Source organism: Streptomyces sp. MMCC 100, assembly GCF_041538145.2.
GTDB lineage: Bacteria > Actinomycetota > Actinomycetes > Streptomycetales > Streptomycetaceae > Streptomyces.
On sequence record NZ_JBGORK020000001.1, the window covers coordinates 5,738,195 to 5,750,377 of the forward strand.

10 protein-coding genes are annotated in these 12,183 nt (G+C 73.3%); 3 read left to right on the plus strand and 7 right to left on the minus strand.

The features are described 5' to 3' along the window. Positions 1-45: 45 nt before the first annotated feature. On the minus strand, positions 46-597 hold the full coding sequence (locus ABS735_RS26650; RefSeq protein WP_373903724.1) for an FHA domain-containing protein: 552 nt from the start codon (positions 595-597) through the stop codon (positions 46-48). A 365-nt stretch (positions 598-962) separates the two neighbouring features. Here ABS735_RS26650 and treZ point away from each other — a divergent pair, with 365 nt between their 5' ends. Further along, positions 963-2,708, plus strand: coding sequence for a malto-oligosyltrehalose trehalohydrolase (gene treZ / locus ABS735_RS26655; protein ID WP_373903723.1), 1,746 nt, complete (start codon positions 963-965; stop codon positions 2,706-2,708). A gap of 96 nt (positions 2,709-2,804) precedes the next feature. On the opposite strand, the gene ABS735_RS26660 is transcribed toward treZ, so the two are convergent. Both ABS735_RS26660 and ABS735_RS26665 read right to left on the minus strand, forming a co-directional pair. Beyond that, on the minus strand, positions 2,805-3,743 hold the full coding sequence (locus ABS735_RS26660; RefSeq protein ID WP_373903722.1) for an aminoglycoside phosphotransferase family protein: 939 nt from the start codon (positions 3,741-3,743) through the stop codon (positions 2,805-2,807). A 55-nt stretch (positions 3,744-3,798) separates the two neighbouring features. Next, positions 3,799-4,929 (minus strand): aminopeptidase P family protein, encoded by a 1,131-nt coding sequence (locus tag ABS735_RS26665; RefSeq protein WP_373903721.1) that lies wholly within the window; start codon positions 4,927-4,929, stop codon positions 3,799-3,801. 172 nt (positions 4,930-5,101) lie between these two features. Here ABS735_RS26665 and ABS735_RS26670 point away from each other — a divergent pair, with 172 nt between their 5' ends. Further along, positions 5,102-5,857, plus strand: a complete 756-nt coding sequence (locus ABS735_RS26670; RefSeq protein ID WP_373903720.1) for a metallophosphoesterase — start codon at positions 5,102-5,104, stop codon at positions 5,855-5,857. Here the strand turns inward: ABS735_RS26670 and ABS735_RS26675 are convergent. The 4 genes from ABS735_RS26675 to ABS735_RS26690 all read right to left on the minus strand — a co-directional run bounded on the left by ABS735_RS26675 (position 5,850) and on the right by ABS735_RS26690 (position 10,727). Next, positions 5,850-6,464, minus strand: a complete 615-nt coding sequence (locus ABS735_RS26675) for a PDZ domain-containing protein (protein ID WP_373903719.1) — start codon at positions 6,462-6,464, stop codon at positions 5,850-5,852. The two genes, ABS735_RS26670 and ABS735_RS26675, sit on opposite strands and share 8 nt — an antisense overlap. Positions 6,465-6,539: 75 nt before the next feature. Further along, positions 6,540-8,738 (minus strand): germacradienol/geosmin synthase Cyc2, encoded by a 2,199-nt coding sequence (gene cyc2 / locus ABS735_RS26680; protein ID WP_373903718.1) that lies wholly within the window; start codon positions 8,736-8,738, stop codon positions 6,540-6,542. A 106-nt stretch (positions 8,739-8,844) separates the two neighbouring features. After that, entirely contained in the window at positions 8,845-10,062 is a 1,218-nt protein-coding gene (locus ABS735_RS26685) for a damage-control phosphatase ARMT1 family protein (protein ID WP_373903717.1), read from the minus strand. A 17-nt stretch (positions 10,063-10,079) separates the two neighbouring features. Further along, positions 10,080-10,727, minus strand: coding sequence for a ScbR family autoregulator-binding transcription factor (locus tag ABS735_RS26690; RefSeq protein WP_373903716.1), 648 nt, complete (start codon positions 10,725-10,727; stop codon positions 10,080-10,082). Positions 10,728-11,106: 379 nt separating this feature from the next. Between ABS735_RS26690 and ABS735_RS26695 the strand changes: the two genes are divergently transcribed. Continuing rightward, complete coding sequence (locus ABS735_RS26695; RefSeq protein WP_373903715.1) at positions 11,107-12,120, plus strand: substrate-binding domain-containing protein; 1,014 nt, start codon at positions 11,107-11,109, stop codon at positions 12,118-12,120. The last annotated feature ends 63 nt before the right edge of the window (positions 12,121-12,183 follow it).

The window sequence follows — 12,183 nt, forward strand, 5'->3', positions numbered from 1 at the left end:
GGGGGGTACGTCAACACCGCGAAAAGCAAAGAGGATCCGGGCCCGTCAGTTCGCTGCCAGGCGGAAGGCCATCCGGCCGAAGCCGATCTGGTCGCCCTCGCGGACGACGGCCGCGCCGATGACCCGCCGCCCGTTGACCGTGGTGCCGTTGGTGGAGCCCAGGTCGCGCAGCACCCACATGCCGCCCTGTCGGCTGAGCTCCGCGTGCACCCGGGAGACCGTCTCGTGGCTCAGCCGCAGCCCGCTCGCCGGGTCGCGCCCTATGCGCAGCGGATGACCGCCGCCGGGGTGGGGCAGCAGCAGCTTGGGCAGCCGCTCGGCCCGCCACGCCCGGCCGAGCCGTACGCCGAACCCGGACACCGCCTCGACGGTGCCGAACACCATCCGCGACAGCCGGCTCTCGGTGCGCAGGTCGGCGGTGAGCGCGGCCAGCTCCTCCAGGCGGCGGGCGGCGAGCGCCAGCTCCATCCGGCGGATGAACGTGTCGTGCGACAGGCGCCCCATGGCGACGCCGTCCCGGAGCACGTTCAGCGCTTTGTCGCGCTCCGCGTCCGACAACCGCGCGGGGTACGTGTGGAACTCGAAGGACGACGTCACGCAGCTGATTGTCGGTCAGCGGGGCCGGGGTGTCCAGAAAACGGGAGAACGGCGGGCCGCCCCCGCGCGCGTGCGGCACGACACTCGCCGCGAGCCGGGGCAATCCCCAGCGGAACGATCTTTTTTGCAGGACCATGAGTGGGGCTAGGGCCTGCCCGGCGGATCAGGTCGCGGAAAAGACGCTGCTACCTCGTCAACGCCGGTGAGCGGGGTCTGGTGCGTCCAGCTGCAAGGCGGAGAGGGCGGCAACGCGGAGCGTTGGCCACCGACGACAACGCCGCAGATGGGTGTGCCAGATCCCGCGTCTGCGGCATGATCCGCCGGGCAGGCCCTGATCACGGTGAGCAGACGAAGGGGAACCGTCCGTGCAGTTCGAGGTGTGGGCACCGCAGGCCGGCCGAGTGGCGTTGCAGTGCGACGGCGCCACGCGCGCGCTGGAGCGCGATCCGGAACGGCCGGGGTGGTGGTGCGGTGAGGCGGAGGCGCGGGACGGCTCGCGGTACGGCTTCGCGGTGGACGACGGGCCGGTACTGCCGGACCCGCGCTCGCGCCGCCAGCCGGACGGCCCTGACGGGCTCAGCGCGGTCGTCGACCACGGCGGGTACGCGTGGCGCGCCCCGTGGACCGGGCGTCCGCTGCCCGGCGGCGTCCTGTACGAGCTGCACGTGGGGACGTACACGCCCGAGGGCACGCTCGACGCCGCCGCCGAACGCCTCGGCCACCTGGTGCGGCTGGGCGTCACGCACGTCGAGTTGATGCCGCTGTGTCCCTTCCCCGGGCGGCACGGCTGGGGGTACGAGGGGGTCTCGCTGTGGGCGGTGCACGAACCGTACGGCGGGCCCGAGGCGCTGAAACGGTTCGTCGACCGGGCGCACGACCTCGGCCTCGGCGTGGTCCTGGACGTGGTGCACAACCACCTGGGTCCGTCCGGCAACTACCTGCCCGCCTTCGGCCCGTACTTCACCGACACCCACCACACGCCCTGGGGTGTCGCCGTGAACCTGGACGCGCCCGGCTCCGACGAGGTGCGGGCGTATCTGGTGGACAGCGCGCTGGCGTGGCTGCGGGACTACCGGGTCGACGGACTGCGCCTGGACGCGGTGCACGCCCTGGTCGACACGCGCGCGTGCCACTTCCTGGAACAGCTGTCGACCGCCGTGGACGACCTGGCGGCCGACCTGGACCGGCCGCTCTTCCTGATCGCCGAGTCCGACCTGAACGACCCGCGGATCATCACCCCGCGCGCGGAGGGCGGTCTGGGTGTGCACGCGCAGTGGAACGACGACTTCCATCACGCGCTGCACGCCGCGCTGACCGGGGAGTCGCAGGGCTACTACGCCGACTTCGCGCGCGATCCGCTGGCGGCGCTCGCCAAGACGCTGACCCGGGGCTGGTTCCACGACGGCACGTACTCCAGCTTCCGGGGCCGCTCGCACGGCCGTGCGCTGGACCGCGGCCGGGTCGCCGCGCACCGGCTGACCGGCTACAGCCAGACCCACGACCAGGTCGGCAACCGCGCCCAGGGAGACCGCCTGGCGTCCCTGGTGTCCCCCGGTCTGGCCGCCTGCGCGGCCACGCTGACGCTGACCGCGCCGTTCACGCCGATGCTGTTCATGGGCGAGGAGTGGGCGGCCGGCACGCCGTGGCAGTTCTTCACCGACCACACCGATCCGCAGCTCGCCGAGGCGGTACGCAGCGGCAGGCGGCGGGAGTTCGCCGCGCACGGCTGGCGGGAGGAGGACGTGCCCGATCCGCAGGACCCGGTGACGCGCGAGCGTTCCTGCCTCGACTGGTCGGAGCCGGAGAGCGAGCCGCACGCGCGCGTACTGGACTGGTACCGGCGGCTGATCGCCCTGCGCGCCGAGCAGCCGGACCTGACCGACCCGGACCTGGCCGACACCAGGGTGGCGTACGACGTCACGGCACGCTGGCTGGCCTTCCGGCGCGGCGACATCCGGGTGGCCGTCAACCTGGGCACCGAACCGGCGGCGATCCCCCTGGGCAACCGCCCCGCGCGCGTGCTCGCGGCGTGGGAACCGGTGGAGGGCCCGGGCACGAACGGAATACTGCGTGTGCCGGGCGAGTCGAGCGTGGTGCTGGTGCAGGAGTGAGGCGGACCCCCAATCCGTAGGCGCCCCGCGCGGGAGACCGACGGGCCCCGCGCGGGGGCCCCTGCCGGACCGGGGGCCGCTCCGGTGGCGGCTCGCTCAGGTGGCGTCCTTTGGGCCGTCGTCGCGCAGTTCCGTCACGCGTTCCAGGAGGATCGGTTCCCAGGCTCGTCGCAGCCGGGTCCTGAGCAGGGGCGGAGACAGCGGCGCGCCGGTGCGGTCGTCCAGTGCCCGGGCGAGCTGGACGAGGGCGTCGCAACGGGCCAGCCACAGGCCGCGCAGGCAGGGCCGGGCGCCGTAGCCGGCGAGGGTGGCGGCGCGGACGGCGGCCGGTGAGCCGACGGACAGGGCGAGCCCGGCGATGTCCTCGGCCGGGTCGCCGAGCACCGCGTCGCTCCAGCCGAGGACGCCTCGTACCCGGCCGTCGGCGCTGACGACGAGGTGTCCGCCGGTCAGCCCGTGGTGGACGAGGACCACCGTGCCCGGCTGGACGCCGAGCTGGGCCGTCGCCTCCCGGGTGAGCCGCTCCGGCCGCGCGGCGTCGAACTCGTCGGCGGCGGCGAGGCGGCGGGCGGCACGCTCGGCGGACTGCCGCAGGCTCTCCAGGGGACGCGGGGCCGCCCGCGGCACACCGAGCGTCTCGGCCTGGCGGAGGGGCACCTCGCGCAGGCCGGTGAGCACCGCGGCGAGGTCCGCCTCGCCCAGGGCGGACACGTCGTGGTCCTCGCCCGACCCGCCGGCCACCTTGGCGTCCAGCGTGTAGGTGAGGCCCGGTGCCCACTCGCCGTGCGCCACGCTGGCCGGCAGCGCGACCGGGACGTACGGCCGGACCAGTTCGCGCAGGCGCAGTTCGCGGCGTCTGCGCACCGCGGTCTCCCGGTCGGGGGCCAGCCGCAGGACGTGGCGGGTGCCGACCCACCACGTGTCGGGTTCGACGCCCTCGGCGACCGGCCGGACGTCGGGTTCCGTGCTCCCGCCCAGCAGGGAGCGGACCAGTCGGCGGACGGTGTCCGCGGTGGGTGTCGGTGCCTGGGTCATCTCGCGCCGTCGTCTTCCGGGTCTGCCGGGGCGTTCGGGGTCCGTCTGTCGCCGGTCACTCGACCATGACCATCTCCCGGGTGGTGTCGTTGAACCGCCGGCCGCCGTCCTCGGTGACGGTGACGATGTCCTCGATGCGTACCCCGAACCGGCCGGGCAGATAGACGCCGGGCTCGACGGAGAAGCACATGCCGGGCACCAGGGGCCGTTCCTCGCCCTCGATCATGTACGGCGGTTCGTGCGTGGTGACGCCGATGCCGTGCCCGGTGCGGTGGATGAAGTACTCGCCGTATCCGGCGCCGGCGATGACCGCGCGGGCGGCCCGGTCGACGTCCTGGCAGGCCGCGCCGGGCCGCACCGCCCGGAACCCGGCCTCCTGCGCCTCGCGGACCAGGTCGTGCACCCGGCGCTCCTCGTCGGTGGGTTCGCCCACGTGGACGGTGCGGGAGGTGTCGGAGCCGTAGCCGTCCTTGAGGCCGCCGAAGTCGAGGACGATCATGTCGCCGTCCTCGATGACACGGTCACCCACCTCGTGGTGCGGGTTGGCGCCGTTGGGTCCCGAGGCGACGATGGTGAAGTCGACCTGGGAGTGCCCGAACCGGCGCAGCAGCTCGGCGAGGTCGGCGGCCACCTGGGACTCCCGGCGTCCGCCGAAGCGAACCTTCCGGATCTCCTCGAAGGCGGCGTCCGCGGCCGCGCCCGCCGCCGCCAGCAACTCCAGCTCCGCCGTGTCCTTGACGGCGCGGAGCATCGGCAGCGCCTCGGTGAGGGAGGCGTACGACGTGTCGGGCAGGGTGCGCTGGAGGGCCAGCAGGTGCATCGCCCAGGCGTTGTCGCTGACGCCGAACCGTCCGGCTCCGTCGAGGAGGGCGGCGGTGGCCGCGTAGGGGTCCTTGCCGTCGGTCCAGTCGTGCAGGGTCAGGGCGGGTGCGCCGGCCGCCTTCTCGGCGTCGGGGGCCTCGAGCGTCGGGACGACGAGCACCGGGTCACGGCCGGGGGCGAGGACGAGCAGGGTGAGCCGTTCGGTGTCCGCCGTCGGCGCGTAGCCGGTGAGCCACACCAGGTCGGGGCCCGGGGCCACCAGCAGTCCGGCCAGCCCGGCATCGGCGGCCGCACGTGCGGCGCGCTCCATGCGGGCCCGGTAGTCGTCGGCGGTGAAAGAAGCGGCGGGCCTGCTGCCGGTCATCCGGGCCTCCCGGGGCGGAAGAGTGAAGGGACCACGGGCAGCATCCTGCCCTCGGGACGGGGGCGACGCGAGCCGGTTGGCATTGATCGACCCTCACGACTAATGGTTTGATGCCATGCAAGCATTAGCATCGGGGGCGTCGCGGTCCGGGCGCCCGGAGGAGGCCGACACCGTGCTCGTACTCGCGCACATCAGCGATCTGCACCTGGACGGAAGCCCGCGGGCCACGGAGCGCGCCGAGCGGGTGCGCGACCGACTGTGGCGGCTGCCGGGGCGGGTGGACGCGCTCCTGGTCACCGGGGACGTCGCGGATCACGGCACGGAGGCGGAGTACGAGGAGGCCGCCCGCGTCCTGGGACTGCGCGACGGCTCCGCGCCGTTTCCCGTGCTCACCTGCCCGGGCAACCACGACAGCCGCGCCCCCTACCGCAAGGCCCTGCTCGGCCGTCCCGCCGCCGACGGCCCGGTCAACGGCCTGCACGTCTTCGACGGCGGCGCGGTCCTGATGTGCGACTCCAGCGTCCCGGGCAGCGACGAGGGGGAGCTGGACGAGGAGACGTACGGCTGGATCGAGGCGTCGCTCGACGGACTCGACGACGGCCTTCCGGCCCTGCTCGCCTTCCACCACCCGCCCACGCCTCTGCACCACCCCCTGCCCGACTCCTACCCGCTGCGCCGCCCCGAGCGCCTGGCCGCGCTGCTGGAACGCAGGCCGGGAGTCGCCGGGCTGATCACGGGTCACGCCCACACGCCCGCCGCCACCGTGTTCGCCGGGCGGCCGCTGGTGGTGGGTCCCGGGGTGACGTGGACCCTGCGGCTGCCCTGGGAGGGCGAGCAGGTCGCGGACCGGGACGCGCCGGTCGGACTGGCCTACCACGTGCTGGACGACGCCGGACGGCTCACGAGCCACTTCCGTACGGTCACGTGACGACACCCGGTACGGCCGTCAGCTGCTGGTAGCCGCCGCTCCTGTGGCGCACGGTGAGCGTGACCTCCTTGCCGGGCCTGGCGCGGGCCACGGCGCGGGCGAGGTCGGCGGCCGAGTCGACGCGGGTCGTCCCGAACGTCAGCAGTACGTCGCCGCGCACCAGGCCCGCCGCGTACCCCGGGCCCGGCACGTGGACGCCCACGACGCGGGCCCCGGGCTTCTCGTCGTCCACGGCCTCGACGCCGAGGGTCGCGCCGGCCGGTGCCGGGGCGGGGGACGCACCGGCCGACGGGTTCGCCGGGGCGGCCCGCGTGTCCGTCCCCGTCCCGGCTCCCCCTCCGTCTCCTCCGGCCCCGTCCGGCCCCTGCGGCCCGGCCTGCTGCTGCAGTTCGGCCAGCTTGCTCATGCCGATCACCGTGGCACCCACCGTGCCGAGCCCCACGCCCGCGAGGAGGAGGACGGCCGCGCCGAGCACGCCGAGCAGCAGGGTGACGAGCCGCCGGCGGCGCCGGCGCCCGGCATGGGGACGCCGGGCGGTGTCGGGCTCGGTGCCGGGCCCCGGGTCCCGGCCGGGCATCGGCTTGGGACGCAACGCTGTCTGTTCCATGGATCGCCTCCGGCAGGTGCTCTACCCGGCGCACCGGCGCGTGACGAGCCACGAAAGAGTGAGACTGAACGCCGGTCAGGGCGTCAGGGCGGGGCTGCTCCTCGGCACGGGGGTCTGCAGGGGCACGGGCGCGGCCGGGATCCGGTCCGGGAGGAAGCCGTGGGTGCGCCCCGCCAGGTACTCGGCCTTGTAGCGCGGGACGTTCCGGTGCCAGTTGAGGATGCCCGCCATCCAGTTCTGCAGGTCGGTGACGTACCCGTCCATGATGGTCCGCGCCTCTTCGGACAGCTGGAAGTCGTCGTAGACGACGGGGAGTTCGTGCGCGACGACGTGCTCGAACTGCCGCATGCGCTGGTTCATCAGGTCCTGCACGACGTTGAGGGCGGCCGGGTAGTCGACGCCGAAGAAGTTCTGCACGACGAGGACCGCGTTGTGGATCTCTCCCTCGTACTCGATCTCCTTCTGGTACGAGAAGACGTCGTTGAGCAGGCACGCGTAGTCGATCGCCGCGTTCTCCAGGGAGCGGACGGGACCGCTGCGGTAGACCTCGGGCGGCACCGCCGGGCCGTGTCCGGCGCGGCACAGGCCGAGGGTGAGGTCGGAGCCGAAGGTGGCGCGCCGCATCTCCAGGTAGTCCACCGGGTCGGGGACGCGGTTCTGGATCTGGTTGGACAGCTCCCACACCCAGGCCTCGGTCATCGTGTCGACGGCCGTCCTCAGCGGGCGTCGTTCCTCGGGCGTCATCCCGGCCGTCGTGCGCACCCACAGGTCCGTCAGGGAGCGTTCCATGGCGTTGACGGGCGGCGGGACCGGCTCGCCGTCGAGCGGCATGCAGGCCGACAGGCGGGCGGTGGTCAGCCGGGCGGCGGCGAGGTCCCGGCGGTGGCCGTAGACGAGCGGGTAGTAGTCGTCGCCGTAGGTGCCGAAGGCCAGCCAGCCGGAGGCGAGGTCGAGCTGGTCCTGGGTGGCGTCCGGGTCGAGGCCGGCTGCGCACAGGGGGAGGTCGCAGCTCGCGAGCTTGTCCTCGTCCCAGACCCCCTCGCTGAGGATGCCCATCCTCGCGCACCACTCGGACAGGTGCCGCCGGGCGCCCTCCAGGGCGCCGCTCAGCTCCAGCGGGTAGGGCATGCGGATGTCGGGGATGACGGACGGGCCGACCTTCTGGAAGGGCACGTTGGTGTAGGGCCGGGCCCGCTGGGCGACCGCCGCGGCGAGCAGCGCGCCTACGTCCGCGGCGGAGGTGCCGGGACCGGTCAGCGCCTGCCAGCCGGCCGTCGGACGCTCGCCCTTGTTCATGTAGCGGCTGGAGCGCATGTGCCATTCGTGGCCGCCGGACTGCCAGTCCTGCAGGCCCTTCGTGTACGCGCCGACGGCGGCGACCTCCGGCGGGGTCAGGCCGTTCTCCAGGGCGACGGCGGGCACTTCGGTGAACGCGGTGTGCTCGAACTGGTGCAGCCGGGAGGTGAGGACGTCGTTGACCAGTTCGGCGGCCTCCTGGGTGGTGCAGTCGAAGAAGGTCTCCAGGACCAGCACCCCGTTGCTCAGCTCCCCCTCGTCCTCGACCTCCCGCTGGTAGGAGAAGAGGTCGTTGCGCAGGTGCACGGCGTCGGAGAACGTCTCCATGAGCACCCGCAGCGGCCTGGACTCGGCGACGGCGGCGGGCACCTCGGCGGTCGCGTACTCCACCAGCCCGGCCGACCAGGGGGCGCCGCCGACCTTGCGGCGCATCTCGATGTACTCGACGGGGTTGGCGACGCGCCCCTCGTTGATGTTGGACAGCTCCCACATGGACTCGTTGAGCAGGTGCTCGGTGGCGACGGCGAAGCGGCGGCGCCAGTCGGCCGACATCGCGGGCACGGTGCGGGTCCACAGGTCGGCGAGACCGGCCTCCACCGGGTTCTCCGGCTCGGGCGTCCCGGTGGCGTCGTCGAGCGGCATGAACAAGGGGAGCCGGTCCAGGTGGGCCTTGCCCGCGAGGCGGTCCTGGCTGCGTTTGAACTTCTCCAGGAAGTGGTCGTCGAAGAAGAAGACCCACACGTACCAGTCGGTGATGAGGGAGAGCGCCGGCCCGTCGCAGTCGGGGTGGGTGTAGGCGCAGAGCAGGCCGTAGTCGTGGGCGTCGAGGTCGGACTGCTCCCAGACCCCGGAGCCCTCCAGCATGCCCATCTCGCGCGCCCACGTCGTCGAGTGGGCGCGGGCCTCGTCGAGATGCGGGTTGAGCCGCGCGGGATGCGGCAGGTAGAAGTGCGGGAGTTGGAAGGGCTGTTGCGTCATGGCCGGGCACTACCCATGGCCCTCCGGAGGCATCCACCGGGCGGCACATGATCACACCATCGCGTGAATCGGCCCGAAATGCGGGAACTTCTCCCTCGGTACTCCCTCAGCACCTGGCCTGGATCAGCGCGTGCGTCCCGCTCGTCCGCCAGCGCCGCTCGCCGCTCGCCTCCAGCGCGGCCTCGGTCTTCGCGTCGAGTCCGGTGATCACGTCGGACTTCAGGGTGCGCAGCGCGGCGACCGGGCCGGGGAAGTACGCGGTGACGTCCGCGAAGGAGGTGGTCGGCGGCCACCACCGGTCACCCACCAGACGCCGGTAGTTCAGGTCGCCCTTGAGGACGGTCACGGTGGCCGCGGCGAAGTCCTCGCGCAGGTCGCCGGGCATGTCCGCGTACGGCAGCGGGGCGCAGGAGAAGGGGTGGGCGCGGACGGTGACGCGGCCGTCGGTCAGCGCGGTCCAGAGCCGCTCGCCGTACACGGCCGCCGTACCGCCCGCGGCGACGAGCCGCCGCAGGGCGTCGAGCACATCGGTGGGCGTGGCGTCGGAGACGTAGTACGGATACGGCTTGACGTGCAGGACGGCACGGTCCACGCGGCCCTCGGCGAGGAGGTGCGAGACGAGGAGCAGGTCGGGCACCAGTTCACGGCCGGCGTTGTCGGCGACGAGGCACAGGCTGGCCGGGCCCTGCCGCGAGGCGCCCGTCCCGGGGGCCGGGAGCAGGGACCAGAGGGTGTCGCTGTCGTCGGCGACGAGTGCCTCCGCCCCGCCCTCGGTGTCGGCGCCCCGGTCGGAGAGGCGGAAGCCGAGGTCGGCGCGGTTGCCCCAGAGGGAGCCGTGCAGCAGGGCCCGGCTCCGCTCGTCGGCGGGCAGTTCGTCGAGGCCGTCGAGCGCGGCGAGTTCCTCGTCCGTCTCCGGCGCGTCGAGTTCGGCGAGTTTGGCGGGCCGGAACGGGTCGACGCCCTGCCAGGAGCCGGGGCCGAAGTAGCCGACGGCGTCGAGGAGCCGGCGGTAGAAGTGACTCTCGGCCCACAGCCAGGGCACGTCGTACCAAGAGCGGCCGGCGTACGCGTCCATGCCCCAGCCGGCCCAGCGGTGCCGGTCGCGTCCGGTGGGGTCGGCGTCGGCGGGCAGCGGCTCGACCACGCCGTCGGCGCAGCTCGCGAGCAGCGCGTCGAGCGCGTGGCGCCGTTCGGGATCGAGGGGGAAGGCGTCCCGCACCTGCCGCACGATGGCGGGGTGCCGCTCGGCGAGCACGCCGTGCGGGAAGGACCCGGGTTCGTTGCCGAGGATGACGGGGGCGGGCACGGACGGGGTGTCGGGCATGCACGTCACCGTACCCGTCAGGCCGCGCCCGTCTCCCGTTCCAGGCGGGAGGCGAGGGTGAGGTAGCGGGCGCGCCGGGTCACCGGGACCATGCCCCGGATCAGGATGTACCACAGCTCGGCGAGGCGGCGGGGCTGGCGCCCGGCCGGTTCGAGGGTGCCGCTCACGACGCGGGTGCCGACGATGGAGCAGACGAGGGTGTGGGCGACGGAGTCGACGTCGATGTCCGGGTGCACGTCGGACTGCCGCACGGCGTTCAGCAGCCGGGACGTGGCGATCTCCCGCCATTCGGTGAAGGGGTGCGGCAGCGGTGGCCGTACCGGCACCCCCGCGGTGGCGAGCCGCAGCCCGGCCCGCAGCACCGGCCCCTCCTCGCAGAGCCGGGCCATGCCGAACGTGAGACGCATCAGCGCCTCCAGCGAGGAGTAGTCCCGCCCGTCCAGGTCCCTCGCCAGCCGGCGGGAGGTGCGGGACTGTATCTCCATGATGGCGTGGGCGAGGTCTTCCTTCGCCGCGAAGTGGAAGTACAGGGCGCCCTTGGTGACCCCGGCGTGGGCGACGATCTCGCTGAGGCTGGTCGACTCGTAGCCGTGACGGTCGAACAGGTCGGCCGCGGCACCGATGATCGTCGCGCGGGTCTGCTCGGCGCGTAGCTGCCTCGCCATCGGCTGAACTCTCCTGGGCTGGAACTCGACAGACCGTGCCGCCTGTTTTTACCCCCTGTACACGATAACTCACTGACTAACTGCCCATCAGGTCAGCCCCCGTTGAACCGCTGCGCACCGTAACCACCACCGGGCACATCCCCGCACACACCGCCGGACATACCGCCCGGCATTCCGCTTCCGCCCGCTTTCGCCGTCCCGATCATCACGATGCGGCACCGACAACTGACAGCGGTTCGCTGGTCACTTGACTACCAGCGGTCACACACGGTTTGCTCCGGCCAGGCGAGTTTCACCCGGTTGGCGCACTGACCCGCGGCTCCGGGCCTCCTCGCCCCGTTCCTCCTGCTCGGCCGCACAGCGAGGTGCCCCCGCCCCCATGAGTACAGCTCCCCTGCCCACCCACTCCCCCGGACTCCTGCGCACCGCGGCCCTCGCGGCCGCCGTCTGTCTGCTGGCGGCCGGCTGCTCCGCCCTCGGCGGGGACGAGGACGGCTCGGCGGCGGACGCCGCGGGCGGGTCGGACGGCGACCGGATGAAGATCGTCATGGTCACCCACGGCGGTGAGGGCGACGCCTTCTGGGACCGGGTGCGCAAGGGCGCGGAGGCGGCGGCCGCCAAGGACGACGTCGACCTGACCTACGCCGGCGACGCCGACACCGCCGACCAGGCCGACCTGGTACGGGACGCCATCCGCGACAAGGCCGACGGCATCGCCGTGACCCTGGCCAAACCGCAGGCGATGAAGGCGCCGGTCGCCGAGGCCAAGGCCGCCGGGATTCCCGTGGTCGGCCTCAACTCCGGCATCGACGCCTGGCGGCCCACCGGGCTCCTGGAGTACTTCGGGCAGGACGAGAGCGTCGCGGGCCGGGCCGTCGGCGACAAGCTGGACGACCTCAAGGCCAAGCACGCCCTGTGCGTCATCCACGAGCGCGGCAACGTCGCCCTGGAGGCCCGCTGCGCGGGGGTGAAGAAGACCTTCGGGGGCGAGACCGAGATGCTCTACGTCGAGGGCACCGACATGAAGGCGGTCGGCGCGGCCGTCACGGCGCGGCTGCGGCAGGACCCCAGCATCGACGAAGTCGTCATGAACGGCGCGGCGTTCGCCCTCACCGCGGTCGAGTCGGTCGACAAGGCGGGCAGCAAGGCGCACGTCGCCACCTTCGACCTCGACAACGACCTGGTCGCCGCCGTCAAACGCGGGGACGTCCAGTTCGCGGTGGACCAGCAGCCGTATCTGCAGGGCTACCTCGCCGTGGACGCGCTCTGGCTGTACCGCACCAACGGCAACGTCAGCGGCGGCGGGGTGGCGCCCGTGCTGACCGGCCCCGCGTTCGTGACCCGGACGAACGCCGACGCGGTCGCGAAGTTCGCCGCGGGCGGCACCCGGTGACCGGGCAGTCCCGCGGCCGCCGGAACCTCCGCGCCTTCGCCAACCTCCCTCACTGATCGCCTA

What these genes read in the sequence shown, in the direction of transcription:
- ABS735_RS26660 (WP_373903722.1), bottom strand. Translation starts at nt 3,743, where the DNA reads ATGACCCAGGCACCGACACCCACCGCGGACACCGTCCGCCGACTGGTC.
- ABS735_RS26665 (WP_373903721.1), bottom strand. Translation starts at nt 4,929, where the DNA reads ATGACCGGCAGCAGGCCCGCCGCTTCTTTCACCGCCGACGACTACCGG.
- ABS735_RS26675 (WP_373903719.1), bottom strand. Translation starts at nt 6,464, where the DNA reads ATGGAACAGACAGCGTTGCGTCCCAAGCCGATGCCCGGCCGGGACCCG.
- cyc2 (WP_373903718.1), bottom strand. Translation starts at nt 8,738, where the DNA reads ATGACGCAACAGCCCTTCCAACTCCCGCACTTCTACCTGCCGCATCCC.
- ABS735_RS26685 (WP_373903717.1), bottom strand. Translation starts at nt 10,062, where the DNA reads ATGCCCGACACCCCGTCCGTGCCCGCCCCCGTCATCCTCGGCAACGAA.
- ABS735_RS26690 (WP_373903716.1), bottom strand. Translation starts at nt 10,727, where the DNA reads ATGGCGAGGCAGCTACGCGCCGAGCAGACCCGCGCGACGATCATCGGT.
- ABS735_RS26695 (WP_373903715.1), top strand. Translation starts at nt 11,107, where the DNA reads ATGAGTACAGCTCCCCTGCCCACCCACTCCCCCGGACTCCTGCGCACC.